This is a genomic window from Mangrovibacter sp. MFB070, assembly GCF_000705335.1.
In the GTDB taxonomy this organism is placed as follows: Bacteria; Pseudomonadota; Gammaproteobacteria; order Enterobacterales; family Enterobacteriaceae; genus Mangrovibacter; species Mangrovibacter plantisponsor.
This window is the reverse complement of record NZ_JJMI01000039.1, coordinates 193,884-220,026: the sequence shown is the minus strand read 5'-3', so window position 1 is coordinate 220,026 and position 26,143 is coordinate 193,884. Positions and strand designations below refer to the sequence as shown.

22 protein-coding genes are annotated in these 26,143 nt (G+C 52.9%); 16 read left to right on the top strand and 6 right to left on the bottom strand.

The window, feature by feature from the left end:
- The first annotated feature begins 5 nt into the window (after nucleotides 1-5).
- The 5 genes from dcp (at nucleotide 6) to DT73_RS19190 (ending at nucleotide 6,535) form a co-directional block, all read left to right on the top strand.
- The gene (dcp, locus tag DT73_RS19210; protein WP_036113403.1) at nucleotides 6-2,042 is read left to right on the top strand and encodes a peptidyl-dipeptidase Dcp; all 2,037 of its coding nucleotides are present in this window, start codon (nucleotides 6-8) and stop codon (nucleotides 2,040-2,042) included.
- A 336-nt stretch (nucleotides 2,043-2,378) separates the two neighbouring features.
- Nucleotides 2,379-4,778, top strand: coding sequence for a type VI secretion system Vgr family protein (locus tag DT73_RS19205; protein WP_036113400.1), 2,400 nt, complete (start codon nucleotides 2,379-2,381; stop codon nucleotides 4,776-4,778).
- On the top strand, nucleotides 4,771-5,406 hold the full coding sequence (locus tag DT73_RS19200) for a DUF4123 domain-containing protein (protein WP_051691476.1): 636 nt from the start codon (nucleotides 4,771-4,773) through the stop codon (nucleotides 5,404-5,406). The genes DT73_RS19205 and DT73_RS19200 overlap by 8 nt, the downstream gene beginning before the upstream one ends.
- Before the next feature lie 57 nt (nucleotides 5,407-5,463).
- Nucleotides 5,464-5,682, top strand: a complete 219-nt coding sequence (locus DT73_RS19195) for a hypothetical protein (protein WP_036113397.1) — start codon at nucleotides 5,464-5,466, stop codon at nucleotides 5,680-5,682.
- A 211-nt stretch (nucleotides 5,683-5,893) separates the two neighbouring features.
- Complete coding sequence (locus tag DT73_RS19190; RefSeq protein WP_036113394.1) at nucleotides 5,894-6,535, top strand: glutathione S-transferase family protein; 642 nt, start codon at nucleotides 5,894-5,896, stop codon at nucleotides 6,533-6,535.
- A gap of 227 nt (nucleotides 6,536-6,762) precedes the next feature.
- Here the strand turns inward: DT73_RS19190 and ydfZ are convergent, their stop codons facing one another.
- From ydfZ to ftrA, 3 genes are all read right to left on the bottom strand, one after another.
- The gene (ydfZ, locus tag DT73_RS19185; protein WP_036113392.1) at nucleotides 6,763-6,966 is read right to left on the bottom strand and encodes a putative selenium delivery protein YdfZ; all 204 of its coding nucleotides are present in this window, start codon (nucleotides 6,964-6,966) and stop codon (nucleotides 6,763-6,765) included.
- A gap of 533 nt (nucleotides 6,967-7,499) precedes the next feature.
- Complete coding sequence (locus DT73_RS26510) at nucleotides 7,500-7,649, bottom strand: hypothetical protein (protein ID WP_160173983.1); 150 nt, start codon at nucleotides 7,647-7,649, stop codon at nucleotides 7,500-7,502.
- Between the two features lie 545 nt (nucleotides 7,650-8,194).
- Nucleotides 8,195-9,208 carry a transcriptional regulator FtrA gene (ftrA, locus tag DT73_RS19180; RefSeq protein WP_036113389.1) on the bottom strand — a complete coding sequence of 338 codons (1,014 nt, stop codon included), beginning with the start codon at nucleotides 9,206-9,208 and terminating at the stop codon, nucleotides 8,195-8,197.
- A gap of 68 nt (nucleotides 9,209-9,276) precedes the next feature.
- Between ftrA and DT73_RS19175 the strand changes: the two genes are divergently transcribed.
- The 10 genes from DT73_RS19175 (at nucleotide 9,277) to urtE (ending at nucleotide 22,990) form a co-directional block, all read left to right on the top strand.
- Entirely contained in the window at nucleotides 9,277-9,696 is a 420-nt protein-coding gene (locus DT73_RS19175) for a rhodanese-like domain-containing protein (RefSeq protein WP_036113386.1), read from the top strand.
- A gap of 140 nt (nucleotides 9,697-9,836) precedes the next feature.
- Nucleotides 9,837-10,940 carry a cobalamin-independent methionine synthase II family protein gene (locus DT73_RS19170; RefSeq protein ID WP_036113383.1) on the top strand — a complete coding sequence of 368 codons (1,104 nt, stop codon included), beginning with the start codon at nucleotides 9,837-9,839 and terminating at the stop codon, nucleotides 10,938-10,940.
- Between the two features lie 339 nt (nucleotides 10,941-11,279).
- Nucleotides 11,280-13,094 carry an allophanate hydrolase gene (gene atzF, locus DT73_RS19165; RefSeq protein WP_036113380.1) on the top strand — a complete coding sequence of 605 codons (1,815 nt, stop codon included), beginning with the start codon at nucleotides 11,280-11,282 and terminating at the stop codon, nucleotides 13,092-13,094.
- Nucleotides 13,095-13,103: 9 nt separating this feature from the next.
- On the top strand, nucleotides 13,104-16,727 hold the full coding sequence (gene uca, locus DT73_RS19160; RefSeq protein WP_036113372.1) for an urea carboxylase: 3,624 nt from the start codon (nucleotides 13,104-13,106) through the stop codon (nucleotides 16,725-16,727).
- A gap of 55 nt (nucleotides 16,728-16,782) precedes the next feature.
- Complete coding sequence (locus DT73_RS19155; protein ID WP_036113369.1) at nucleotides 16,783-17,475, top strand: GntR family transcriptional regulator; 693 nt, start codon at nucleotides 16,783-16,785, stop codon at nucleotides 17,473-17,475.
- Nucleotides 17,476-17,518: 43 nt separating this feature from the next.
- Nucleotides 17,519-18,790: an urea ABC transporter substrate-binding protein gene (gene urtA / locus DT73_RS19150; RefSeq protein ID WP_036113366.1), complete on the top strand. Its 1,272-nt coding sequence runs from the start codon at nucleotides 17,519-17,521 to the stop codon at nucleotides 18,788-18,790.
- Nucleotides 18,791-18,846: 56 nt separating this feature from the next.
- Nucleotides 18,847-20,412, top strand: a complete 1,566-nt coding sequence (gene urtB / locus DT73_RS19145; protein ID WP_235234550.1) for an urea ABC transporter permease subunit UrtB — start codon at nucleotides 18,847-18,849, stop codon at nucleotides 20,410-20,412.
- Nucleotides 20,412-21,485 carry an urea ABC transporter permease subunit UrtC gene (urtC, locus tag DT73_RS19140; protein ID WP_036113359.1) on the top strand — a complete coding sequence of 358 codons (1,074 nt, stop codon included), beginning with the start codon at nucleotides 20,412-20,414 and terminating at the stop codon, nucleotides 21,483-21,485. Before urtB ends, urtC begins: the two co-directional genes overlap by 1 nt.
- The gene (gene urtD, locus DT73_RS19135; RefSeq protein WP_036113356.1) at nucleotides 21,485-22,282 is read left to right on the top strand and encodes an urea ABC transporter ATP-binding protein UrtD; all 798 of its coding nucleotides are present in this window, start codon (nucleotides 21,485-21,487) and stop codon (nucleotides 22,280-22,282) included. The genes urtC and urtD overlap by 1 nt, the downstream gene beginning before the upstream one ends.
- 9 nt (nucleotides 22,283-22,291) lie before the next feature.
- Entirely contained in the window at nucleotides 22,292-22,990 is a 699-nt protein-coding gene (urtE, locus tag DT73_RS19130) for an urea ABC transporter ATP-binding subunit UrtE (protein ID WP_036113351.1), read from the top strand.
- 12 nt (nucleotides 22,991-23,002) lie between these two features.
- On the opposite strand, the gene DT73_RS19125 is transcribed toward urtE, so the two are convergent.
- Nucleotides 23,003-24,238: an MFS transporter gene (locus tag DT73_RS19125; protein WP_051691475.1), complete on the bottom strand. Its 1,236-nt coding sequence runs from the start codon at nucleotides 24,236-24,238 to the stop codon at nucleotides 23,003-23,005.
- A gap of 198 nt (nucleotides 24,239-24,436) precedes the next feature.
- On the opposite strand from DT73_RS19125, the gene eamA reads away from it, so the two are divergent.
- Nucleotides 24,437-25,348 (top strand): O-acetylserine/cysteine exporter, encoded by a 912-nt coding sequence (gene eamA, locus DT73_RS19120; RefSeq protein WP_036113348.1) that lies wholly within the window; start codon nucleotides 24,437-24,439, stop codon nucleotides 25,346-25,348.
- Between the two features lie 62 nt (nucleotides 25,349-25,410).
- Here the strand turns inward: eamA and marB are convergent, their stop codons facing one another.
- Nucleotides 25,411-25,632 carry a multiple antibiotic resistance regulatory protein MarB gene (gene marB, locus DT73_RS19115; protein ID WP_036113345.1) on the bottom strand — a complete coding sequence of 74 codons (222 nt, stop codon included), beginning with the start codon at nucleotides 25,630-25,632 and terminating at the stop codon, nucleotides 25,411-25,413.
- Nucleotides 25,633-25,738: 106 nt separating this feature from the next.
- Complete coding sequence (marA, locus tag DT73_RS19110; protein ID WP_036113342.1) at nucleotides 25,739-26,140, bottom strand: MDR efflux pump AcrAB transcriptional activator MarA; 402 nt, start codon at nucleotides 26,138-26,140, stop codon at nucleotides 25,739-25,741.
- Nucleotides 26,141-26,143: the final 3 nt, after the last annotated feature.

The following is a 26,143-nucleotide window of genomic DNA, read 5'->3' as shown; positions in this document are numbered from 1 at the left end:
AACCAGTGGACAATCCTTTTTTAACGCCATCATCGCTCCCTTATGGCGCCCCGAACTTTGCCGAAATTCGTGTTGAGCATTACCGGGCAGCTTTTGATGAAGCCGTGAAGCGTAAACGTGCTGAACTGGCGGCCATTCTTGAGTGCTCTGAGGCGGCAACATTCGCAAATACCTGCCTGGCGCTGGAAAAAAGCGGGCAGGTGCTTAACCAGGTCACCGCTGTCTTTTTTGCTATGGCGAGTGCCGATACCAACCCGGTTATTCAACAACTGGAAGAAGACTTTTCAGGTGAACTGGCTGTACTGGCGGATGAAATTTGGCTCAATGGGCAACTGTTTGCACGGGTCGATTCCCTGTACCGGCACCGTGACACACTGGATCTTGACGCAGAATCAGCCCGCCTGCTGGAAGTCACCTGGCAACGTTTTACGCTGTCTGGCGCAACCTTGCCACCAGGCAAACAGGCACGCCTGAGCGCGCTGAACTTGCAGGCAGCACAGCTTTCCAGCCAGTTTAACCGCCGCCTGCTGGCCGCGGATAAAGCCGGTGGCCTGGTGGTGGATAACATCGAGGCACTGTCCGGGTTATCACCCGCTGAACAGGAAAGCGCCCGCCAGGCTGCGGCAGATAAAGGCCTGGGTAACCAGTGGCTGATTCCGTTACTGAATACCACACAGCAACCCGCACTGGCTGAACTGCAGAACCGGGCCACCCGTGAAGCGTTATTCCACAAAGCCTGGTCGCGTGCTGAACAGAATGATGAAAATGATACCCGGGCTATCATTTTGCAACTGGCAGCAGTACGCCAGGAGCAGGCTGCATTACTGGGTTTCGCGGATTACGCCAGTTGGAAAATGGCCGACCAGATGGCACAGCACCCGGCAGCCGCATTGCAGTTTATGAATAACCTGGTACCGGCGGCAAAGCAGCGGGCACAGGCTGAGCTTGCCGCTATCCAGAAAAAAGTGGATGACGAAAACGGTGATTTCGCAGTAAAACCCTGGGACTGGGCCTTCTATGCAGAACAGGTACGCCAGGACACATGGCAACTGGATGAAGCTGCGATTCGGCCATATTTCCTGTTAGACCGCGTGCTGCAGGACGGTGTGTTCTGGGCAGCCAGCCGCCTGTTTGGCATTACCTTCACCCCCCGCCTGGACATCCCGGTTTACCACCCGGATGTGCGGGTATGGGAAATCCACGACAAAGACGGCACCGGGCTGGCACTGTTCTACGGTGATTTTTTCGCCCGTGACAGCAAAGCCGGTGGCGCGTGGATGGGTAACTTCACCGAGCAGTCCACATTGTTGGGCACAAAACCGGTGATTTATAACGTGTGTAATTACGCCAAACCCGCAGCGGGGCAACCGGCGCTTATTGGTTGGGATGATGTCATCACGCTGTTCCATGAATTTGGCCACACGCTGCATGGGTTATTTGCCAGCCAGCGCTATGCAAGCCTGTCTGGTACAAATACCCCACGGGATTTTGTTGAATTCCCGTCGCAAATCAACGAACACTGGGCCAGCTACCCGGAAGTGTTCAGCCATTATGCCCGGCACTGGGAAACCGGTGAACCTATGCCAGAAGCCTTGCGCCAGCGCATGCTGAATGCCGCACTGTTTAATAAAGGCTACGATATGACTGAGTTGCTGGCTGCCGCACTGCTGGATATGCACTGGCATAGCCTGGCAGAAGGTGAGCAGGTGGCTGATGTCGCGGCATTTGAAGCGGCGGCTTTGGCGAAGTCACATATTCATCTGCAGGCGGTTCCGCCCCGTTACCGCTCAAGCTATTTCGCTCATATTTGGGGAGGGGGTTATGCCGCCGGGTACTATGCCTACTTATGGACACAAATGCTGGCTGATGACGGCTTCTGCTGGTTTGGCGAGCAAGGTGGGTTAACCCCGGAAAACGGGCAACGTTTCCGCGATGCCATTCTTTCACGGGGTAACAGTAGTGACCTTGCTGAACTGTACCGCCAGTGGCGCGGGCACGCACCACAGAGTGAACCCATGCTGAAACATCGCGGCCTTGCGTAATCATCAACAGGCCCTTGTTGTAAGGGCCTGAATAATCCCAATAACAGCTTTAATAATATTTATGTAATCCCTGTATTAAGTGCCTGCTGTTAGTTATTTTGTTAATGCTTAATTAAGTTTATTTTATTGGGTAATTAAATAAATCTTCTCTGAATTATATTCATCTCATGAATAACCAATTTTTTCCGGAAAAACTTTCTCTTTCCACTTCACATAAATTAATTATCGGTATGAAATTTTGTGACAGCAGTGAATACTGTTGCGGTATTTTGGCTATGCCCATTTTTTAATAGCAAGAAAATGGGTAAAGGATGCGTATAACTGAAGGGAAGACAGATGGTCACGCAAAAAAATACCGTTTTTTTTAACCACAATCACCATGTTATTTATGTCCGTGGGTGCACATCATTACTGGACGTTCTGGCCTTTGAAGGCAAAGAAATGCTCAGCCAGCCGTTCCATTACCGCATTGAGTTTACTTGTGCCGATAAGGCATTAGACCAGGCGGATTTTCTGCTGAAACCCGCCGGGCTGACACTCCACGCTCCTGTAGTACAGCCCTGGGGGGGATGTAAGCTCGAACCTGCCAGGACTATTCATGGTGTGGTCACAGGTTTTGAATCCCTGGGGTCATCAAGAGATGAAGCGCACTACGCGCTGGTGCTGCAACCAAGAATGGCTTTACTGAGCAACGCAAACAATAATGCTATTTTTCAGGATATGTCTGTACCACAGATTGTCGAAAGCATTCTGCGTGAGCGCCATAATATGCGCGGCCAGGACTTTCTCTTTTCGCTTAAGCATAAATACCCGCGCCGTGAACAGGTTATGCAGTTTGGTGAAAGTGACCTGCGTTTTATTTCCCGCCTGTTAAGTGAAGTGGGGATTTGGTTCCGCTTCACGCCAGATACTCGCCTGAAAATTGATGTAATTGAATTTTTTGACAGCTCTCATGGTTATGAAAAAGGCCTGGTTTTGCCCGATATTCCACCATCAGGGCATAATGATAATGGCGTTGACGCAGTATGGGGAATAGAGCGCTATTACCAGGTTGTGACACAGAAAGTCAGTGTTCAGGATTATCACTACCTGAATGCCGGGGCCGATATGCATGTTCAGGTGGATATTACCCGTGGCGACAGCACAACGTATGGCGAGGCATATCATTGGGGGAGCCATTACAGCGAACCCGGCGACAGGTTTACCCGCCCGTTGCCAGTTGAAACCGGGGTGTTTTATGCCCGGTTACACCACGAGCGTTACCTTAATGGCAAAGCGGGCATGGCAGGGAACAGTAATTGTGCGGTGCTGGCACCGGGCAAGGTTGTTAACCTGGCGGATCCGGCTCAGGAAGGCGGTAGTTTATCGCCAGGCATGCTGGTTACCAGCATAAGCTGTTCAGCACGCCGGGACAGCTGTTTCACAGCACATTTCACCGCACTGCCATTTACTCACGACTACTGCTTTCGCCCCCAACTCATTCCTCACCCGCAGATGTCCGGCACCGTGCCGGCCCGTGTCACCAGTACCACAAAAAATGATATCTATGGCCATATAGATAAGCATGGCCGTTACCGGGTCAAACTGCTGTTTGACCGCGCTACCTGGCCCGAGGGGAGCGAAAGCCTGTGGGTTCGCCAGGCCCGGCCCTATGCGGGGGAGACATTTGGTTTCCATTTGCCGTTACTCGCGGGCACCGAAGTGGCCATCGCATTTGAAAACGGCAACCCGGACCGGCCTTATATCGCCGGGGCGTTGCATAACAGCAGCCATCCTGACCTGGTTACCATCCGAAATTACCGGCGCAATGTACTGCGCACACCAGCGAATAACAAAATCCGCCTGGAAGATGCCAGAAACCAGGAACATATCAAAGTTTCCACTGAGTACGGCGGAAAAAGCCAGCTCAATTTAGGGCATTTGGTGAACAGCGAGCGCCAGGTAAGGGGGGAAGGGTTTGAACTCCGTACCGATTTGTGGGGCGCCATTCGGGCAAAAAATGGCGTATTGATCAGTGCAGATGCCCAGCCATCTGCACGGGGTGAGCAGCGGGAAATGCAGGCGGCAATCAGCCTGCTTAAAGGCGCGCTGCTTGATTTAACGCGCTGGGGCAGTATTGCGCCGGTTCACCAAAATTTCCCGCCAGATACTGCCGGGCTGGAACACCTGGTTGAAGGTGCGGCAGGTTTAAGTTCGCCAGTTGTTGTGCTGAGTGCTCCACAGGGTATCGCTGCCGTTACTCCGGCCTCTGCCTTATTACATTCGGGCAAAAGCCTGCATTTGCAAAGCCAGGGCGAGGTGCAAATAGCCACCTCAGCGCGCCATGCTGTTAACGCTGCTAAGTCAATATCGTTGCTGGCACATCAGGAAGGAATGCGCCTGGTATCGGCAAAGGGCCCTCTTGCGGTGGAATCTCATAATGACACCCTCTCGCTGTCTGCGTTACAGGATATCTCCGCCCGGTCTGTTCAGGGGCAACTTACACTCACTGCCACAAAAGGTATAACCCTGGCCTGTGGCGGGGCCGCCATTCATTTATCGGCTCAGGGCAATATTGAAATTTGCAGCAAAGGGCCACTCCTTCTCAAAGGCGCTCATTGCTGGCTTCCGCCAGAGACGTTTTCTTCTTCATCAACAGGCATGCCAGCTTCTGCGGCAGCTATACCCGCAGCAGTATGTGAAGGTTGCCTTCAACGTGCGCAAGAGCAGGCGACAGGAGTGGTTCTTCGTGGATAACACAGTGTTACCTCAGGCACTGGCAGACCAGTGGCAGGTGCAGGTGCAGTATTTACAAAGCAGTGTTGGCGTGCCGCATATTGATGCCATCATTGATTTATCCGGCGATACGCTACCCTGCTTGGCAACTTTACCTGCATTATCGCCGCAGGCGCAGTGGTCATCTTTATTCGCCGGGTTGCCTGAATCAGCCCTGCAGGACAAGGGCCCGGTGCTGGTGCGCCTGCATAATAATGCGTGGCAACATCAGCAATGGCTCGGTGAGCTGATGCGCTATTACGCGGGCAGGCACCGCTTATTATTGCTGGTATCGCCACTCGCTTTCTCGGTTTTGAAACAACAACTGTGCTCACTGACGCAATTTTTCTGGGGCAACCAGAGCGGTATCTTCCGTTTTTACGACCCACGCATATTCCCTGAACTCTTTAATCATGTCCTGACTCCCGGGCAACAAAACGCGTTCAACCAGCTTGGCTATTTTTGGGGCTGGCTGGATCGCGATAACCAGCAAACCTGGCGAGCCGGAAAATTCCAGCCCCATTCAGATGCGGTTTTCCTGCCCCATGAATTGCAGTTCACCGATAAGCAAATAGATGCGATTGGCTGCATCAGTGATGCCGATACCTGAAAATATCTTTATTGTTGACCCGGTCATGTAAAACCACAGCCAGAAACGGGAGGCACTGTGTTAGACAACTATTTTGGTCCACGGCCAACGCAGGCAGAGCAGCAGCGGTTACTGGCCGTGCAGGCCGCACTGGAACTGGTGCAGGCAACAAGCGCAGTTTCTGGGGAAACTGGCAATTCGACAGCACCAGGTACAGTGCTTAACCTGGCATTGGTGAGCCGGGATATCGCCGGGCTGGCGGATGCGATTCAGGCTGCGCTGGTGGTGCGTGAGTGAACCGCAGAACACCAGAAAAGAAAACGGGAAATGCCGACATCGTCATTTCCCGCAAATAATACTGAGATTGCTTATGGCAGCATTCCTTCGTGTTACACAATTAACTCTACGTGCTGAACATTAAGGCAAGCTTAAGGGGTGTTACAAAAAGTAAAAATATTTGTCATTGATCATATTTTCGCTGTGCAATAGTCATCATTAAGGAGCAAAAATGCTAACGGTATGGGGAAGAAAAACGTCGTCGAATGTCCAGGCGTTAATGTGGTGTATTGGTGAGCTTGGTCTGCCTGTGAACCGCATTGATATTGGCCATCGCTTTGGCGGCAACGATACCGCGGGTTTTTTGGCAATGAACCCGAATGGCACGGTGCCTGTTGTGAAAGATGGCAATAATGACCCTCTGTGGGAAACCGGCGCCATACTGCGCTACCTGGCTTGTGAATATGGTTCCCAGGATTTCTGGCCGCACAGCAGCCGCGAAAGGGCGCAGGTTGATAAGTGGGCAGAGTGGGCAAAGCTAAATATTGCCCTCAATTTTACTGCCCCAGTGTTCTGGCGAGTGGTGCGTACCCCTGCGGCTCAGCGTGATGAAGCCGCTATTGCTGCGGCACTAAAAACCTTACATCACTTTATGGCAATTGCGGAAAAACAACTGCAACACCACGCGTGGCTGGCAGGTGACCAGTTCAGCCTTGCTGATATACAGTTCGGCCACATACTGTACCGTTACTATGATATTGCCATTGAACGCCCGGTGTTTCCGGCAATTGAAGACTGTTACCAGCGGCTACACCAGCGCAAGGCCTGGCTGGACCATGTGCGGGTGTCGTATGAAGAACTCAGGGCAGTGTAGAAAAAAGGAAGAAGCGGGTTCGGTTATTTCAGGTATTGCCATGCATAAACAGCAATAGCGACGGCAATCAAAACCAGTGTGGATTTTCTCATTTAACTCAATGCCTCGTAAAAAGCGGAATCCTGCAATAACAGAGAAAAGAGAGCAAGGGGCGCATTGCCAGTTTCTGCGCTTTGTCACATGAATACTGTTGTAGCAGCCTGTGCCACAACAGTATTCACCACAAATTAGTGCATGCCGAGGCGAATCAGTTCAACAGGTGCGAACTGCCCGTCTGCGCCATCCACTTCTACCGTTGCCTGGCGGCGTAAATCACGAGCACTCAGCCCGTCGGCATGAATCGCTTTAATCACACCCGTAAGGCCAGTGCCATTAATCATTACACGGCTGCCAGTTGTAATTACGTTGCGGTTACGGTCATAGGTCATCATTGTGGTTTTCTCCTCTAAAAACGCGATAAAAACGGATATCGGTATATATCGGCAACAACTATTCTGAGCGCCTTAAAACGCGACATCAATCACAAAATTGGGCGTTTATTGACCTGGGTCAAAAGTTTTATTGCGTGATAGTTAGCATGGCTGGGGCAGCCTTTTGCCTGCAGAGTCATTTTGTTGAATACGGAAAGCATTAATTTTGGGTGAGTCTTCAGGTGCAGCAAAAAAAATCCCCTGGCAAGGCGCTGCAGGGGATAAAGCTACACTCAAGATGAATCGTACATAATTAAAGCATGGTGTGCCGGGTATATTGATAGCCTGCTCAGGCAGCCAAATAACCCGTCAGCCATTCCTCTTTAGTTATTTCTGAAAGCCGGAAATAAATAAAAAGACACAGTATAGGTAAATACAACAATTACTGGTGTTGTTCTGTTTACCAGAAATAAATTCAATAATTCACTGCACAATAAAACTACTTATTTATGTAAATTAAAAACCTGGTGTGGCGAATTTTATTAACTTATTACTCAGGCTATCAACCATGAATCAATGTGCTTTACCATGGCGTAGATAAACTGGTGAACCGTAGAAGATTCGAATAACATTGCTACCCAAACAACAGAAATACAAATCAGGGCAACATCGTAAATATAAAATACCTTATTTATTCTACCCATGTTGATTTCCTCTTTGGCAATGATGCTGGCATATTGTTAGCTGGATTAAACAGCAGTCAGTGAGCAAATTATGGTCAGTAATGCCGGGTAAATATGTGATGATGATCAAATAAAATATTTATACTTTGTTTTTGAATTTTAAGTTTATTTTCCTGATTTACGGTGTTTTTAACTAAAACTCGCCAATATTACTAATTGATAATTATGGCGGCTTACCACGAAGTGAGTAACCAGGTTCAGTACCAGGAGTAATGCGTTATACCCTCTATTTTTCTTACCCGGTGGTGAAGTGGCAGGCAATAAAAAACGCCCTTTACACATAATGTAAAGGGCGGCTAAGTACAGTGAGACAATTCAGATTGCATTAGTCATTCCATTTGTGGCTGAGGCAGGCGGCGAGTAAACCTGCACCAACAAACAGCACGACAGCGGCAAATACATAACTCAGTTCAATGGACATAATGCGCCTCCAGCCGGTGTGAGTTTGAACTTACGGTGCCTGAACACCGTATTACCTACTATATCGGCTGAAAGTTAAACAAACCTTAGGCTTTGTGAACCTGTTTATCGTGAACGGTAAAGGTTTTTCGGTAATGGCGTGGGGAAACATTCAGGTATTGTTGAAAGTAGCGCCGCATCACACTGGCGGTGCCGAAGCCCACGGCCTGAGCAATGTATTCAACCGGTTTATCACTCTCTTCCAGCAGTTGCCTGGCTTTTTGCAGCCGTTGTTGTAATAGCCAGCGCGCAGGAGTGGTGCCGGTGGCATCCGCAAAGCGCCTGAGCAAAGTGCGTGAACTCATGCCGCAGCGGTTGGCCAGCGCTTCAACACTATGTGAACAGTGCAGATGCTGGTGCAAATAGTCGAACAAATCACCCAGTCGGCTGCTTTCATATTCTTTGGCTACCGGTGCGGGAATAAACTGCGCCTGCCCGCCATCGCGGTGCGGGGGGACAACCAGGCGCTGAGCCACCAGGTTGGCTGCTTGTGGGCCGTAATCTTTACGCACCAGGTGCAGGCATAAATCGATCCCTGCAGCACTCCCGGCCGAAGTCAGACACTGGCCTTCATCTATATACAGCACATGTTCATTAACCCGTATTGCCGGGTAGCGGGCCTTTAATTGAGCGGCATAACGCCAGTGAGTGGTGGCTTGTGCACCATTCAACAGGCCGGTAGCCGCAAGCACAAACACCCCGGAGCAAATTGAAACCAGGCGGCATCCACGGCTTGCAGCCTGGCGCAGGGCATTGAGCAGAGCTGGTGGCACCGGGGTATCAGTACCGCGCCAGCCTGGAATAATAATGGTATCGGCCTGCGCTAACAGCTCAAGGCCACCATCCACCATAATGCGAATGCCGCCTGTGGCACTTAACGGACCTTTATCCAGCGCAGCCACTGCGAAGCGGTACCAGTTTTCCCCCATTTCTGGGCGGGGCAGGCCGAAGACTTCGGTTGCGACAGAAAACTCAAAGGTACACAGCCCCTGGTAAGCCAGTACAACCACCAACGGTTGTTGGGGTGAGGATTTTGTCATATTCAGTGCGTTATTTGGCATGAAGTGGCGTGGCCTGGATTAATGGGACAGTGCAATCTGTGCATACCATACATCACAGGAGTAAATGAATGAATCCCGTTACCCAATATCCGGCCGCACCATCCAGCCAGGCTCAGGCCTGGTTTCACCAGAAACTACAGTTTGAGACAGATTGTGCGGATGTACACAGTGCGCTTTCTCAGGAAGACGACCCGGGGTTCGTGCTGTTGCATGTTGTCGGCGGGGAAGCGCAGTTTGCCCGGCGGCATATACCCGGGGCCGTTCATTTGCCCCATCGCGTTATTCGGCCTGAAGTGATGGCGCGCTGGCCGGAAGGCACACTGTTTGTTGTTTACTGTGCCGGGCCCCACTGCAATGGGGCAGACCAGGCAGCGATGAAACTGGCGGCGCTGGGCCACCCGGTTAAATTGATGATTGGCGGCCTCACTGGCTGGGCAGATGAAGGATTTGCATTTGCGCCAGCGCCCGGTTCGGCTGAACATGAATAATTTTCATGGTGCGTGAAATTTTCTCGTTTGTCGTGCATCCAGGTGCGTGACATTATTTTGGGCATGTAGCCATCCAGATGGCTGTAATTAACAATAACAATTATCACGGGAAGAAACTTTTCTGTGACAAGGAGAAGACAATGCAACGCCCAGAAGCTCCCTTTCGTGCCGAGGTAGTAGGCAGTTTTTTACGCCCTGATTCCATTAAGCAGGCTCGCGAAGCTTTTGCCGCAGGGACTCTCAGCGCAGAAGCATTACGCCAGTGCGAAGATGAAGCTATCCGCCAGGTGGTGGAGCAGCAATGCGCTTGTGGGTTACATGTGGTTACGGATGGGGAGTTTCGCCGGGCGTGGTGGCATTTTGACTTTTTCGACGGGTTACAGGGTGTGGAACGCTTTGAGTCTGACCACGGTATCCAGTTCAACGGTGTGCAAACCAAAGCCCATGGTATTCGGGTCACCGGCAAATTAGGCTTTGGCGACCACCCAATGCTGGAAGATTTCCGTTACCTGAAAAGTATCAGTGGCAACGCGGTCGCGAAAATGACCATCCCCAGCCCAAGCGTACTGCATTTCCGTGGTGGACGCGAAGTCATCGACCGTAACGTTTACCCGGAACTGGATGCTTATTTTGACGACCTGGCAACCACATGGCGTGATGCCATTGCTGCTTTTTATGCTGCAGGATGCCGCTACCTGCAACTTGATGACACCGTGTGGGCGTATTTATGTTCTGATGAACAGCGCAGCCAGATCCGCGCTCGCGGTGATAACCCTGATGAACTGGCGCGCATCTATGCCCGTGTACTGAATACAGCCCTGGCAGATAAACCGGCTGATTTAAAGGTTGGCCTGCATGTATGCCGGGGAAATTTCCGCTCAACCTGGATTTCCGAAGGCGGTTATGAGCCGGTGGCAGAAGTGCTGTTCGGCAGCGTTAATGTTGATGCCTTCTTCCTTGAATACGATAACGACCGCTCCGGTGATTTCGCGCCATTGCGCTTTATTAAGCCCGGCCACCAGCAGGTTGTGCTGGGGCTGATTACCACCAAAAATGGTGAACTGGAAAATCCACAGGCAATTAAGGCCCGTATTGAAGAGGCGGCGCAATATGTTGCTAAAGAGCAAATTTGCCTGAGCCCGCAGTGTGGTTTCGCTTCTACGGAAGAAGGCAACAACCTGACTTCTGCCCAGCAGTGGGGAAAAGTAAACCTGGTGACCCGTGTTGCCAGCCAGGTCTGGTAATACATATTCCTGCCAGTCAGCTTCACACTACACAGCTTCATTAACTACGGCCCGCTCGCGGGCCGTATCTTTCCCCGAACCACTCTCAGTCAAAGCAAATATCAATACTAAGGCAGCGATTCAGCCAGTTTTCTTATGGTTTACTGCGTGGTGCACAGCACCGGGGCGTAAATATCCTGACTTTGTTCAATTCAGGTGCGTTTTGTTCACCGCCAGACCGTGTTTCAACCAGATAATGAATGTGAATTTATCTATCTGTTTGTATTAAATGAATAATTAATACCTGGCATTGCATTTGCAACTGGGATTCCATCTTGTATACCAGATGGGATTCCAGGAATGAGTACAGTTGAATACGGGCAAACACTGGCGGAATGGCGGGCGCAGTACGCGCAAAACCCGCAAATTGTCAGTGATCTTCTTACACGCTATGTAAGCCAGTTTGATAAGGCGGATAACGCCTGGATCTACCTTGCCAGCGAACAGGACATTCTTAGCCAGTGCGCAGTTTTGCTGGATGCACTGGCGGATGGCTCAAAGACACTGGTTGATATGCCACTGTTTGGCGTGCCATTTGCGGTAAAAGACAATATTGATGTAGCGGGGATGCCAACCACTGCAGCTTGCCCGGCATTCCTTTACCACCCTGAAGTTGATGCCACGGTTGTTGCCCGCCTGAAGCGTGCGGGTGCAGTGGTGATTGGCAAAACCAATCTGGACCAGTTTGCCACCGGGCTGGTGGGTACCCGTTCACCTTTTGGCGCTGTGGTTAACACATTTAACCCGGACTATGTCAGCGGGGGATCCAGCTCAGGCTCAGCATCCGTTGTGGCGCGTGGGCTGGCGGCATTTTCGCTGGGTACCGACACCGCCGGTTCTGGCCGGGTACCAGCCGGTTTCAATAATATTGTCGGCCTGAAGCCCACCAAAGGCTGGTTCTCCGCGCAGGGGGTAGTGCCAGCCTGCCGCCTGAATGACACCATTTCTGTATTTGCTCTGACTGTTGATGATGCCTGGCAAGTGGCGCAGGCCGCGGGCGGTTATGATGCCGCTGATGCCTACTCCCGGGCACACCCGGGAACAGCCCCGGCACAACTGAGCCCGGCTCCGCGTTTTGCCGTTCCTGAACAGTGTGAGTTTTATGGTGACGGCCAAAGTGAACAGGCCTGGCAACAGGCCCTGGAACAACTGGTTGCCCAGGGTGTGGAACTGGTTCCCATTGATTTTACGCTGTTCCGCCAACTTGCAGAGCAACTCTATTACGGTGCCTGGGTGGCAGAACGTACTGTTGCGGTAGGGAGCATGTTAGACCAGGGGCCAGAAACTATGGACCCAACCGTGCGCCAGATTGTGGCAAATGGCAAAGACTACACCGCCTGTGACGCCTGGCAGGCGGAATACACCCGAGCAGAACTGGCACGCAAAATCCAGCAAGTATTAGCAACAGTGGACGCGCTGGTGGTTCCCACTTCACCAACCATTCACACGCTGGCGGAAATGGCTGAAGAGCCGGTTCATTACAACTCGCAGTTTGGTACTTACACCAATTTCACCAACCTGGCAGACCTGAGTGCGCTGGCCGTACCCGCCGGGTTCCGTCAGGACGGTTTACCCTTCGGCATCACGCTTATCGCGCCTGCGTGGTATGACCTTGCACTGGTTGCATTCGCCCGCCAGTGGCAGCAACAACAGGCGCTCACTCTCGGCGCAACTGGCCGCCCATTAACGGCTGCAACACCCATTGCACCCACCTTGCCGGGCAGCTATGTGCGCCTGGCCGTTGTTGGCGCACACCTGCGTGGTATGCCGCTTAACCACCAACTCACCACCCGCGATGCGGTGTTTGTTGAAGAGACTGTTACTGCGGGTGATTACCGCCTGTATGCGCTGGCAGGCCAGGTTCCGGCTAAGCCCGGGCTGGCGCGGGCAGAGCAGGGCAACGCCATTATTGTTGAGTTATGGGATGTGCCGCTGGCGCGTTTTGGCGAGTTTGTGGCTGAAGTTCCGGCCCCGCTGGGGATAGGCAGTGTCACGCTTGCAGATGGCCGGGTCGTGAAAGGGTTTATCTGTGAGCCTCAGGCGCTTGGCGCCGCCACAGATATTACGCAATGGGGTGGCTGGAAAGCCTGGCTTGCTCACCAAAATCGTGCCTGAGGAGGACGCATGTTTAACACGGTACTGATAGCTAATCGGGGTGAGATCGCCTGCCGGGCGATCCGCACATTAAAAAAGATGGGCGTACGCAGTGTTGCTGTGTATTCCGAAGCTGACCGCAATGCGCCGCATGTGCATGAAGCGGACGAAGCTGTCTCGTTGACTGGCGAGAAAGCCAGTGATACCTACCTGAACATTGACAAAATAGTGGCAGCGGCAAAAGCAACCGGTGCGCAGGCTATTTTTCCGGGCTATGGCTTCTTGTCTGAGCGGGCAGAATTCGCCACTGCCTGCGACGAAGCAGGCCTGGTATTTATCGGCCCGACAGCACAACAAATTGCCGACTTCGGCCTGAAACACCGGGCACGTGAACTGGCACAGGCTGCGGGTTTGCCCATGACTCCCGGTACCGGCCTGCTACAAACCCTCGACAGTGCCCTGGTTGCCGCACAAGAGATTGGCTACCCGGTTATGCTCAAAACTACCGCAGGTGGCGGCGGGATTGGCCTGAGTTGCTGTGAAACCCCTGAAGCCCTGAGCGAAACCTGGGCCAGCGTGAAACGCATGGGGGCGCAATTTTTTGGTGATGACGGCGTGTTTCTGGAGCGTTTTATTGCCAAGGCGCGCCATATTGAAGTGCAAATCTTTGGCGATGGTAAAGGCCATGTTGTAGCGCTGGGCGAGCGCGATTGCTCGCTGCAACGCCGTAACCAAAAAGTGGTTGAAGAAACACCCGCCCCGAACCTGCCGCAACGCACCCGGGAAGCATTGCATGCCGCCGCTGTTGCTCTGGGCCAGCAGGTTAATTACCGCAGTGCCGGTACGGTTGAGTTTATCTACGATGCTGCTACTGATGCTTTCTGGTTCCTGGAAGTAAACACCCGTTTGCAGGTAGAACACCCAATAACTGAAATGGTTACCGGGGTGGATCTGGTAGACTCGATGGTTACGCTGGCTGCGGGGAAAGCGCCAGACTGGCAGGCTATGGCCCGGGCACCGCAAGGCGCGGCTATTGAAGTCCGTGTCTACGCAGAAGATGCCTTAAAAAACTTCCAGCCCTCACCGGGCGTGCTGACAGATGTCTTTTTCCCTGAAGGGATTCGGGTTGATGGCTGGGTATCTTCGGGTAGCGAAGTCAGTGCCTTCTATGACCCGATGATCGCCAAAATCATTGTGCATGGGGCAGATCGCCACCAGGCGCTGGCAAAACTCCAGAACGCGCTGGACGCGACCCGGTTACAGGGTATCGCCACCAACCTGGACTGGCTGCGCCAGATTATTACTCTGCCGGAATTTACTGCCGGTGTGATGTGGACCCGTTTGCTGGACAGCGTTGAGTGGCAGCCGCATGTTATTGAAGTGCTGCAACCTGGCACCTGGAGCAGTGTACAGGATTACCCGGGAAGGACTGGCTACTGGGATATTGGTGTTCCGCCGTCAGGCCCAATGGATGATTACGCTTTCCAGTTAGCCAACCGTATTGTGGGTAACCACCCGTCAGCCGCAGGTCTGGAATTTACTTTGTTGGGGCCAACGCTGCGTTTCCATTGTGATGCAGTCATTGCCCTTACCGGAGCAAATTGCCCGGCGACGCTGGATGACAAACCCGTTGCTTTATGGCAACCCATCGTGGTGAAAGCAGGCCAGGTTCTGTCACTGGGCCGCGCCAGCACAGGGTGCCGTACCTATCTGGCTGTGCGTAATGGCCTGGATGTACCGGTTTATCTGGGCAGCCGTTCAACTTTTGCCCTGGGGCAATTTGGTGGACATGGCGGACGCACCCTGCGCGTTGCAGATACGCTGGCGATTTCCCAGCCAGATTTACCGGCATGTACAACGCCTGCGCCCATCGGTTTACCTCAGGTTCCGGAGCCTGCGCTTATTCCCGAGTACGATACCGTGTGGGATATCGGCGTGCTGTATGGCCCTCATGGTGCACCCGATTTCTTTACGCCGGAATCGATGGAAACCTTTTTCAGCAGTGAGTGGGAAGTCCATTACAACTCCAACCGGCTGGGTGTCCGCCTGATGGGCCCCAAACCAGAATGGACGCGTGCCGATGGCGGTGAGGCTGGACTGCATCCTTCCAACGTACATGACTGCGAATATGCCATTGGCGCGATTAACTTCACCGGCGACTTTCCGGTGATCCTCACCCGGGACGGACCAAGCCTTGGTGGGTTTGTGTGCCCGGTCACCATCGCCCGGGCTGAGTTGTGGAAAGTGGGTCAAGTGAAACCCGGCGATAAAATTCGCTTTCACGCCATCAATTTTGAACATGCCCAGTCTCTGGACATCGCCCGCCAGGTGGCAGTCACCAATTTGTGTGCCGCCAGCACTTTGCCGGACCGGCACCCGGCAATCAGCCCGGGGAAAACCAGCAGTGCGGCAATCCTTGCTGAACAACCGGCACAGGGCGATATCCCGGCAGCCGTCTGGCGCCAGGCCGGTGATAACTACATCCTGATTGAGTATGGCGACAACGTTCTCGACCTGGCTTTGCGCCTGCGGGTGCACTTGCTGATGGAAGCCCTGCGCGCCAGCGGCCAGCCGGGTATCGAAGAACTTTCACCAGGCGTGCGTTCACTGCAGGTGCGTTACGACGCCCAGCGCATATCACAAAGCCAGCTAATGGCCTTGCTACTGGAGCTGGAAGCGCAACTGGGCGATGTCAGTAAACTGCGTATTCCGTCGCGTATTGTTTATCTGCCTATGGCCTTCGAAGACAGCGCCACGCTGGGTGCGGTGGAGCGCTATCAGCAAACAGTTCGCCAGCAGGCTCCCTGGTTGCCAAATAACGTGGACTTTATTCAGCGCGCCAACGGTCTGGCGCACCGCGATGAAGTCAAAAACATTATTTTTGACGCCAGCTACCTGGTGCTTGGCCTGGGGGATGTTTACCTCGGAGCCCCTTGCGCAGTACCTGTAGACCCGCGCCACCGTCTGTTGAGTTCCAAATATAACCCTGCACGTACCTGGACGGCTGAGGGCACTGTGGGGATCGGTGGCATGTATATGTGCATCTACGGCATGGATTCCCCGGGGGGCTATCAACTGGTCGGGCGTACCGTGCCTATCTGGAACAAGTTCCTCAAAAACAGCCAGTTTGGTGATGAGCCCTGGTTACTGAAATTCTTCGACCAGGTGCGCTTCTACCCGGTAAGCGAAACCGAGCTTACCGAATTCCGCGATGCCTTCCGTGAAGGCCTTGCCACCGTGCGAGTAGAAGAGAGCACTTTTGATTTTGCTGAATACACCCAGTTCCTGGCGGATAACGCCGTGGATATCGCGGATTTCCGCACTCGCCAGCAGGCGGCTTTCGCCTCTGAAGTGGTGCACTGGCAAAACCAGATGGAAGACGAAACAGTGGCGGAAACCCTGGCCGTCCCTGTGGATGATGAGGAAGTTGGCGGCCACCTGGTGAGCGCAGACCTCAATGGCAATATCTGGAAAATTCTGGTCGAACCGGGCCAGAAAGTGAAACAGGGTGAACCGCTGATAGTGGTGGAAGCCATGAAGATGGAACTGATGGTGGAAGCACCTTGTGACGGCGAAGTTATCCGTATCAGTTGCCAGCAAGGGCGGCCTGTGGCACCAGGCGATGCATTACTCTGGCTGGATAACGCCAGTTAAGTGAAGACGCCGCGGGCACTGGTGGCACCGCGGCAAAAAAGAGAACTGTACCCACATGACAAATATCAACAAAGCCCCGCGAGCCCAGGGGCAGGCGGAACGGATTTATCACCAGCTGAAGCAGGATATTTTTGATTTCCGCCTGCTTCCCGGTGACCGCTTCAGCGAAAGTGAAATCGCTGCGCGGATGGGCGCGAGCCGCACACCGGTCCGCCAGGCTTTGTACGCACTGGAGCAGGAAGGGTATGTCGCAGTCCAGCCGCGCAGTGGCTGGCAGGTAAAACACATTGATTTTGATTACCTGGAATCGCTTTACGACCTGCGAGTCGTGCTGGAACTGGAGGCAGTGAAGCGTTTATGCGCACTGCCGCCCGGTAGCCAGCCAGACATCCTGCTGGCACTGAAAACATTCTGGACGGATTCCCCGCCACTTCCTGACGGCCAGGAAGTGGCTCGCTATGACGAGCAGTTCCATATGGACCTGGTCTTGGCCGCCGGGAACCCGGAGATGGCCCGGGTACACCGGGATGTCACAGAGAAGATTCGCATAGTCCGGCGTATGGACTTCACCAAGACACCTCGTGTGGAGGCAACTTACGCTGAGCACGGTGCTATTTTGCAGGCCATTATGGCGCGCGAAACCGAGGAGGCCCAAAACCGACTACAGCAGCATATTGCACAAAGCCAGAAAGAAGTTCGTACGATAACGCTTCATACGCTGCACCAGGCGCGGCAGCAGAAGCTTTGAAATGCGGCATTGCCGCGGACCTCTATTCATCAGGAGTGAATTTATGCACCGTCGTACTCTGTTAAAAGCTTTTGCCTTATCCGCATCCGTTATCAGCATGGGTTTGGCGTTTAACGCTTATGCCGCTGATACCATCAAGGTCGGTATTTTGCACTCTTTGTCTGGCACAATGGCGATTTCAGAAACGCCACTGAAGAATATGGCGTTGATGAGTATCGATGACATCAATGCCCACGGCGGTGTCCTGGGTAAAAAACTGGAACCCGTGGTGGTTGACCCGGCATCTAACTGGCCATTGTTTGCTGAAAAAGCCCGCCAGTTACTGACCCAGGATAAAGTCGCTGTGGTATTTGGCTGCTGGACATCGGTGTCCCGCAAATCAGTGTTACCGGTATTTGAAGAACTGAATGGCCTGCTGTTTTATCCGGTACAGTACGAAGGTGAAGAAATGTCACCTAACGTCTTTTATACCGGTGCGGCACCTAACCAGCAGGCCATTCCGGCTGTTCAGTACCTGATGAGTGAAGATGGTGGTGCGGCCAAGCGTTTCTTCCTGCTGGGCACTGATTACGTTTACCCGCGCACCACCAATAAAATCCTGCGTAACTACCTGCACAGCAAAGGGGTGCAGGATAAAGACATCGAAGAAGTGTATACCCCATTTGGTTACAGCGATTACCAGACCATTGTTGCCAATATTAAAAAATTCGCCGCAGGCGGGAAAACGGCGGTTATCTCCACCATCAATGGTGATTCCAATGTGCCGTTCTATAAAGAGCTGGCAAACCAGGGTGTGAAAGCGACCGATATCCCGGTTGTCGCTTTCTCCGTTGGCGAAGAAGAACTGCGTGGTATTGACACGAAACCACTGGTGGGCAACCTGGCGGCCTGGAACTACTTCGAATCGCTGGATAACCCAACTAACAAAAAATTTGTCGCTGAGTGGAAGGCTTACGCCAAATCTCACAACCTGCCAAATGCCGACACAGTGGTCACCAATGACCCGATGGAAGCAACCTGGGTAGGTATGCATATGTGGGCACAGGCGGTAGAAAAAGCCGGTACCACCGATGTGGATAAAGTGCGTGCGGCAATGGCCGGGCAAACCTTTAAAGCGCCATCGGGTTACACACTGACCATGGATGCCACCAACCACCACCTGCATAAACCAGTCATGATCGGTGAGATTGAAAGTGACGGGCAGTTCAACGTGGTGTGGCAGACGGATAAACCTGTACGTGCACAACCCTGGAGTCCCTATATCCCTGGGAATGAAAACAAGCCGGATTACCCTGTTAAATCAACGGGTAAATAACGTTTTCTCCTCCCGGAAACGGGAGGAACCCTCGCCTGGAGGAAATCATGAAACCTGTGCATATCATACGCCTGCTACTGGTGCTGGCGTGTTTGCTTTCGCGTGTTGTCTGGGCAACAGACGCCGACACCTTTGTCAGTGCCAACCGTTCAGCGCAGGCCAGCCTGTTGCAGCAGTGGGCAGCAGCACCAGATAAAGCCCGGTTGCCGCTGCTGAAAGCACTGAAGCAGGAAGTGCTGGTGGCAGATGACAATCACCATGCATTCAGCAAACAGAACAGCAACCTGTTGCCCCTGGGCGCTGCAGCCACTCCGGAAGGTGATATTCACCCGGTCAGGTTAACCAACCGCTTGCGGGTTTTGGTCGCAGGTGCGCTGGCAACGCATCAATTATTAAGTGACAACGTCACGGAAAGGCTGCAGGGTGCCAAAAATTTGGTGGATGACAACCAGGGAACACTGATCCCGCTGATTACCCGCCAACTAACCAGCGAAACGGACCAGAGCGTGAAAGCTGCGCTGCAACTGGCACTGGCTAACCTGCAACTGACCAGCCCGGACGCAGCAGTACGGCTGGCAGCAGTAACCAGGCTGGGGCAGGACAGTGACCCGGATGTCCAGGCGCGGCTTCACCCCATGACAGACCCGTCCCATGAGCCCGATGCCCGGGTTCGGGCGGCCGCACAGGCAAGCCTGGATAAAATTCACCACCGCTTGATGCTTGGCGATATTCTCGGCCAGGCGTTCATGGGGATTTCCTTAGGTTCAGTTTTATTACTGGCCGCACTGGGTCTGGCAATTACCTATGGCCTGCTGGGTGTCATCAATATGGCCCATGGCGAAATGTTGATGCTTGGCGCGTACAGCGCCTGGATGGTGCAAAACCTGCTGCACAGTTTCGCGCCGGGGCTGGAAAGCCTGTACCCGGTGGTGGCATTACCCGTGGCATTCTGTGTGACTGGTGGTCTTGGCATGGTGCTGGAACGCACAATTATTCGCCATCTCTATGGCAGGCCGCTGGAAACGTTGCTGGCAACCTGGGGTATCAGCCTGATGCTGATCCAGATTGTGCGGATGGTGTTTGGCGCACAGAACGTCGAAGTGGCAAACCCGGGCTGGTTGTCTGGCGGCATTCAGGTATTACCTAACCTGATCCTGCCATGGAACCGCCTGGTGGTTATCGCGTTTGTGTTGCTGGTGCTGTTCTTTACCTGGCTTGTGTTAAACAAAACCCGGCTGGGTATGAATGTGCGTGCGGTAACGCAAAACCGCGCCATGGCTGCCTGCTGTGGGGTGCCGGTAGGGCGTGTTGATATGCTGGCGTTTGGGCTGGGCTCAGGTATTGCCGGGCTGGGTGGCGTGGCGCTTTCCCAATTAGGGAACGTTGGCCCTGAACTGGGCCAGGGGTACATCATTGATTCTTTCCTGGTGGTGGTTCTTGGCGGCGTGGGCCAGCTTGCCGGAAGTGTGGCGGCTGCATTTGGCCTTGGGATCTTCAACAAAATTCTTGAGCCACACACCGGAGCGGTACTGGGCAAGATATTGATCCTCGGGCTGATTATTTTGTTTATTCAAAAAAGGCCGCAGGGACTGTTTGCTCTTAAAGGGAGGGTTATTGACTGATGACACAGCCAATTACACTAACGCTTTACCAGAAAGCGCCGCGGGTTGCTCAGGTTGCAGGTGCCATTTTGGTGCTGGCACTGTTTATTCTTCCGTTCCTGGCTTTGCTACCGGCGGAAAACCCATTAAGTATTTCGGTATGGACGTTAACCCTGCTGGGTAAAATCCTCTGTTACAGTGTGATGGCGGTGGCACTGGATTTGGTGTGGGGTTATGCCGGGATGCTATCGCTGGGGCATGGGGTTTTCTTTGCGCTGGGGGGGTATGGCATGGGCATGTATCTTATGCGCCAGGCCGCGGGTACGGGCCTGCCTGATTTTATGTCTTTCCTGTCCTGGGACCATCTGCCCTGGTTCTGGATTGGCAGCGAGCATTTTCTCTGGGCGCTGATGCTGATTATTTTGGTGCCTGGTTTACTGGCGCTGGTATTTGGCTACTTTGCCTTCCGCTCGCGCATTAAAGGTGTGTACTTCTCGATTATCACGCAGGCGTTAACCTGGGCCGGAATGTTACTGTTCTTTCGTAATGAAACCGGCTTTGGCGGCAATAACGGGTTTACCGGTTTCACCACGCTGTTAGGGTTTTCTGTTACCGCCACCAGCACCCGGGTTGGGTTGTTTATTGCTTCACTTATCCTGCTGCTCGCAAGCCTGGGTGCAGGGTTATGGCTGGCGCGCAGCAAGTACGGGCGGGTGTTAACGGCGGTACGTGATGCAGAAAACCGCCTGATGTTTTGCGGCTATGATCCGTTGGGCTTCAAATTATTAGTCTGGACACTTTCCGCCGTACTGTGCGGCCTGGCCGGGGCGCTGTATGTACCACAAGTCGGAATTATTAACCCCAGCGAAATGTCGCCGACAAACTCGATTGAAGCGGCTATCTGGGTTGCCCTTGGTGGGCGGGGAACACTCATTGGCCCGGTTATTGGCGCGTTTCTGGTGAACGGCGCCAAAAGTATTTTTACCGTGGTTTTGCCGGAATACTGGCAAATCTGCCTCGGGCTGCTTTTTATTCTGGTGACCCTGTTCTTACCGCGCGGTGTGGTGGGCTTACTGCGCAAAGGAGATAAATGATGGCGATGCAGGATACGCTTTTTACCCGGCAGCTACCGGCAGACCAGTTTCGCGAACAAACAGACCCGGTACTGCAACTGGAAAATATCAACGTCAGTTTTGATGGCTTCCAGGCGCTGACCAATCTGTCTATGCGTATTGGTGTTGGTGAGTTGCGTTGCGTGATAGGCCCGAACGGTGCCGGGAAAACAACATTAATGGATGTGATTACCGGGAAAACCCGGCCTCAGAGCGGGCAGGCGGTGTATGACCAGTCGGTTGACTTGCTCAAACTAAATTCTGTGGAGGTTGCCCGTAAAGGTATAGGCCGCAAATTCCAGAAGCCCACGGTATTTGAAGCCCTCAGCGTGTTTGAAAACCTGGAAATAGCGCAGAAAACACATAAAGGCGTGTGGGCCACGCTCAGGGCGCGGCTCAATAGCGAGCAGCGTGACCGCATCGACAGCGTGCTGGCGTTATTACACTTATCGCAGGAGCGCCATCGTGCGGCAGGCGCGCTGTCTCATGGGCAAAAACAGTTTCTGGAAATAGGTATGTTGCTGGTACAGGAGCCGCACTTACTGCTGCTGGATGAACCTGCGGCAGGCATGACAGATGCGGAAACTGAATATACCGCAGAGCTCTTTCGTGGCCTTGCAGGCCAGCACTCTTTAATGGTGGTTGAACATGATATGGGCTTTGTTGAAACCATCGCGGACTCTGTGACTGTATTGCATCACGGGCAGGTACTTGCCGAAGGCTCACTGGCTGAAGTGCAGGCCAACGAGCAGGTGATTGATGTTTATCTTGGCCGCTAAGGGGGCAGCATGCTGGATGTGAGTAACCTGCAACAGTACTACGGTGGCAGCCATATTTTACGTGGGGTAACGTTCAGTGCCCGGCCTGGTGAGGTCACCTGCCTGCTGGGGCGTAATGGCGTGGGTAAAAGTACATTGCTGAAATGCCTGATGGGGCTTATCCCGGCCAAATCGGGGCAGGTAACATGGAATGGGGCGGATATTACCCACCGTAAGCCGTATCAGCGGGTCAACGCGGGTGTGGCTTATGTTCCCCAGGGACGTGAAATTTTCCCGCGCCTTACTGTTGAAGAAAACCTGCTGATGGGCCTGTCCCGTTTCCCGGCTGGCAAGGCAGGACAAGTGCCGGAAGAGATTTATCAGTTATTCCCCGTGCTGAAAGAGATGAAACAGCGCCGTGGTGGTGATTTGTCTGGTGGCCAGCAACAACAACTGGCTATTGGGCGCGCGCTGGCCTGTAAACCGGGGTTGTTGATCCTTGATGAACCGACAGAAGGTATTCAGCCTTCAGTGATTAAAGAAATCGGCCAGGTTATTCGCACCCTTGCTGCCCGCGGGGATATGGCTATCTTACTGGTCGAGCAATTCTACGATTTTGCCGCAGAGCTTGCTGACCAGTATTTGGTGATGTCGCGCGGTACCATTATCCAGCAGGGTTCAGGGGCGCAAATGGAAGCCGAAGGTGTACGCGGGCTGGTGGCAATCTGATTTCTGCGGCCATTATTCACTGGCAGGGTGCGCAGCACGGGGTGTGTTGCGCACTTCCATCCCGAGCAACATTAACCACCAGGCGGCACAAATCGCCACAATAAAGGCACAAAACAGCACGGGGGCAGGAAACCAGGTCAGCATATAGCCGGTGACCAGTGGGTTGGCTGCCGCCCCAAGGTTGCCAATATTCTGCGCGGAAAAGTAACTGGCTTTCATGCCTGGCGGTGCAATATGGTCAATCAGCATATATTCGCCGGGTACGTAAATCAGTTCGCCAAAGGTAAAAATAACCGCCGCAACCCCCCAGACAACCAGGTTATTCCCGGCATATAAAAAGCCCAGCAGGCCAAGGCTGAAACAAACCGAGCCAATAAACATCCATCCTTTTAAGCGCGACGGACGCAGTTGTTTCCCCACCCAGTACTGGAAACTGACCACCACCAGTGCGTTGATGGGCAACACCACACTGACCACTTTTTCTGCCAGCGCATTATCGGCAACAACCAGCACATACTGGGACAGAAACGAGACAAATGAACCGCACACCAGTGAGCTGAGAAAACCCGACAGTGTGAAATAACCCAGTGCTTTATCGTGCAGTAACACTGAGAGGGACCAGGAGGCCGGCGTTTTTTCATCTGTACCTGCTATTTCATTGCTGGCCCGGTACGCCGGAGGCTGGGCAGGCACTCGCAAGCCAATTAATACAAATGGCAGTGAAGCGCAGAGAGCCGCGAGCCAGAAGGGCAGATGCACACTGTACAACATAACCATCGTGCCGAGCGGCGGGCCAATGGTCCAGCCAATATTGATGAAGGTGTAATTGAGTGAAAAAATACCCGGCCGCCGCCCCGGTGGTAGTGTGTCGGAAAAATAGCCTTTGAGAACCGATGCAAATACCGAGTATGAGCAGTTGATCACCGCATAAAATGCCACAGTCATCCATGGCGAATGGCTAAGAGGAATGCCAATAAACCCGGTAATAAAGCACCCGGTGGCAATCAACATATAACGTTTTTTATCGAACCGGTCTGCCAGCATGCCAAATGTCAGGCTGAACGCCACACCAATGACCAGGGCAAATGTCATTGCCAGCCCCACCTTATCCACACTCATTGCATACTGGCGGTTCAGGTAAATGGTCATAAAAGGCAGTGTCATACCACGGCCTAAGGTGATGCATAGCGAAGCCAGGAGCAGGATGAGCACCGGCCCATCAGGTAAACGTTTTTTCTTATGTATCATGGGGAGGCAATACGCAGTGTAAAGAAATTTTTAGTTACACAGCAATAACATGCCATCCCGATGCTGTACAGCGCCATAAGGTGTCTGTATGTGCTTTTTGTGCGGGCAAAAATCTGGGTATCGCCATTTTGTTAAATTTCTATTAACCTGGTGTATCAGTAACACAATGATAAAAACAGGAACGAAGGTTAACAGGGTATGACAAAAAAAGATGGATTACTGGCGTTGATGGTGGTGGTTGTCTGGGGGGTGAATTTTGTGGTTATCAAAGTTGGGTTGCATGATATGCCACCCCTGCTACTTGCCGGGTTACGCTTCCTGTTTGTTGCGTTTCCGGCTCTGCTTTTTGTCCGGCGCCCCAAAGTCCCTTTTCGCTTGCTGGCCGGGTATGGCCTGACCATAAGCTTCGGGCAGTTTGCGTTTTTATTCACCGCCATTAAGTTTGGCATGCCGGCAGGCCTCGCCTCACTGGTTCTTCAGGCGCAGGCATTCTTTACCATTTTGCTGGGTGCCATCTTTTTCAACGAGCGGTTAAGTGTGAAACAACTGGCAGGTATTACGCTTGCGGTGCTGGGCATACTGGTGCTTATTGAAGGCAGCCTGACAGGGGAAAATATTGCGCTGAGTGGTTTTATGCTGACGCTGGCCGCGGCATTCAGTTGGGGATGCGGGAATATTTTTAATAAAAAAATCATGCAGCTGTCACAACCGCCTGCCATCATGTCCCTCGTCGTGTGGAGCGCACTAATCCCGGTGGTTCCATTTTTACTGGGTAGCCTGGTGTTTGACGGCCCACAGGCTATTAAGTTGAGCCTGCAGCATATTGATTTGACGACGATACTGTCGCTGGCGTACCTGGCCTTCCTTGCCACTATTGTGGGCTACGGTATTTGGGGCAGCCTGCTCGGGCGTTATGAAACCTGGCGTATTGCCCCGCTGTCGTTACTGGTCCCGGTTTTTGGCATGGCCAGTGCGGCGTTGCTCCTGGGAGAACACCTGAGCCTGTTGCAGCTTGCGGGCGCAGTACTGATTATGCTGGGGCTGTATATTAATGTGTTTGGCTTACGGTTGCCGCAGGGTGTTCGCCGGGCGCGTTCCTCATCGCTGTAACCAGGGCTGCAGGTGAGGGTTAGCTGCCGATGGCCATTTGGTGGTCATCGGGAGTTAAACGCTTAGCGGTTGGTTTTGTTATGGTAAAACGCCACACCCAGGTTTTCGTTGCGCTCTTGAGCCACATCGCGTTTTGCGCCGTTAAGGCTGGTGTCGCTGGCAGAAGGGAGCAGCATTGCGCCATGCCCTGTTTGCCGGGGAATAAATTCACTGGGTTGTTCTGCCATAACACTGCCCGCCACTAAAACCAGAAGTAGCGCGGCACCTTGTGCTAAATGTTTCATTTGTCCTTCTTACACCTTTACAGGTGGTATAAAAAAAGCGACCAGCAGGCATAACGCCTGTGGCCGGTTTGCGGTCATTGACTTTACGGTGTTGCCTTGCCTGCAATTAGTTCATGCAGTAGTAGTGCCCGTTATGGTTGAGCGGGAACAAAAACTTTCCCTGGGTCGGGGCATTATTCGCAACACGGTATTTGTGCGGCGGAATAGAAAAATAATTCTTAAAGGTTCGCGTCAATGTTTGTTGAGACTCGAAACCATAGCGTTCAGCAAGATAAAGAATTGGCTCATCGCTTTCTTTCAGTTTCTGCGCGATTTCCGTCAATTTACGATTGCGGATATACTGGCCCAGTGAGTGTCCTGTCTCTTTCTTGAACATCCGTTGCAGGTGCCATTTTGAATAGCCGGAGCGCTGGGAAACTTTCTCCAGTGACAGCGGGGATTCCAGGTTATCCTCAATCCAGTCTAAAATGCTGTGTACGGTAATCGCATCATTATTTCGTCTGGACATAGC

Coding starts and splice junctions, on each gene's coding strand:
- eamA (WP_036113348.1), top strand. CDS start 24,437: ATGACAAAAAAAGATGGATTACTGGCGTTGATGGTGGTGGTTGTCTGG.
- urtE (WP_036113351.1), top strand. CDS start 22,292: ATGCTGGATGTGAGTAACCTGCAACAGTACTACGGTGGCAGCCATATT.
- marB (WP_036113345.1), bottom strand. CDS start 25,632: ATGAAACATTTAGCACAAGGTGCCGCGCTACTTCTGGTTTTAGTGGCG.
- DT73_RS19155 (WP_036113369.1), top strand. CDS start 16,783: ATGACAAATATCAACAAAGCCCCGCGAGCCCAGGGGCAGGCGGAACGG.
- DT73_RS26510 (WP_160173983.1), bottom strand. CDS start 7,649: ATGGGTAGAATAAATAAGGTATTTTATATTTACGATGTTGCCCTGATT.
- urtC (WP_036113359.1), top strand. CDS start 20,412: ATGACACAGCCAATTACACTAACGCTTTACCAGAAAGCGCCGCGGGTT.
- DT73_RS19170 (WP_036113383.1), top strand. CDS start 9,837: ATGCAACGCCCAGAAGCTCCCTTTCGTGCCGAGGTAGTAGGCAGTTTT.
- urtA (WP_036113366.1), top strand. CDS start 17,519: ATGCACCGTCGTACTCTGTTAAAAGCTTTTGCCTTATCCGCATCCGTT.
- DT73_RS19205 (WP_036113400.1), top strand. CDS start 2,379: ATGGTCACGCAAAAAAATACCGTTTTTTTTAACCACAATCACCATGTT.
- urtD (WP_036113356.1), top strand. CDS start 21,485: ATGGCGATGCAGGATACGCTTTTTACCCGGCAGCTACCGGCAGACCAG.
- marA (WP_036113342.1), bottom strand. CDS start 26,140: ATGTCCAGACGAAATAATGATGCGATTACCGTACACAGCATTTTAGAC.
- DT73_RS19190 (WP_036113394.1), top strand. CDS start 5,894: ATGCTAACGGTATGGGGAAGAAAAACGTCGTCGAATGTCCAGGCGTTA.
- DT73_RS19125 (WP_051691475.1), bottom strand. CDS start 24,238: ATGATACATAAGAAAAAACGTTTACCTGATGGGCCGGTGCTCATCCTG.
- ftrA (WP_036113389.1), bottom strand. CDS start 9,208: ATGCCAAATAACGCACTGAATATGACAAAATCCTCACCCCAACAACCG.
- uca (WP_036113372.1), top strand. CDS start 13,104: ATGTTTAACACGGTACTGATAGCTAATCGGGGTGAGATCGCCTGCCGG.
- ydfZ (WP_036113392.1), bottom strand. CDS start 6,966: ATGATGACCTATGACCGTAACCGCAACGTAATTACAACTGGCAGCCGT.
- atzF (WP_036113380.1), top strand. CDS start 11,280: ATGAGTACAGTTGAATACGGGCAAACACTGGCGGAATGGCGGGCGCAG.
- DT73_RS19175 (WP_036113386.1), top strand. CDS start 9,277: ATGAATCCCGTTACCCAATATCCGGCCGCACCATCCAGCCAGGCTCAG.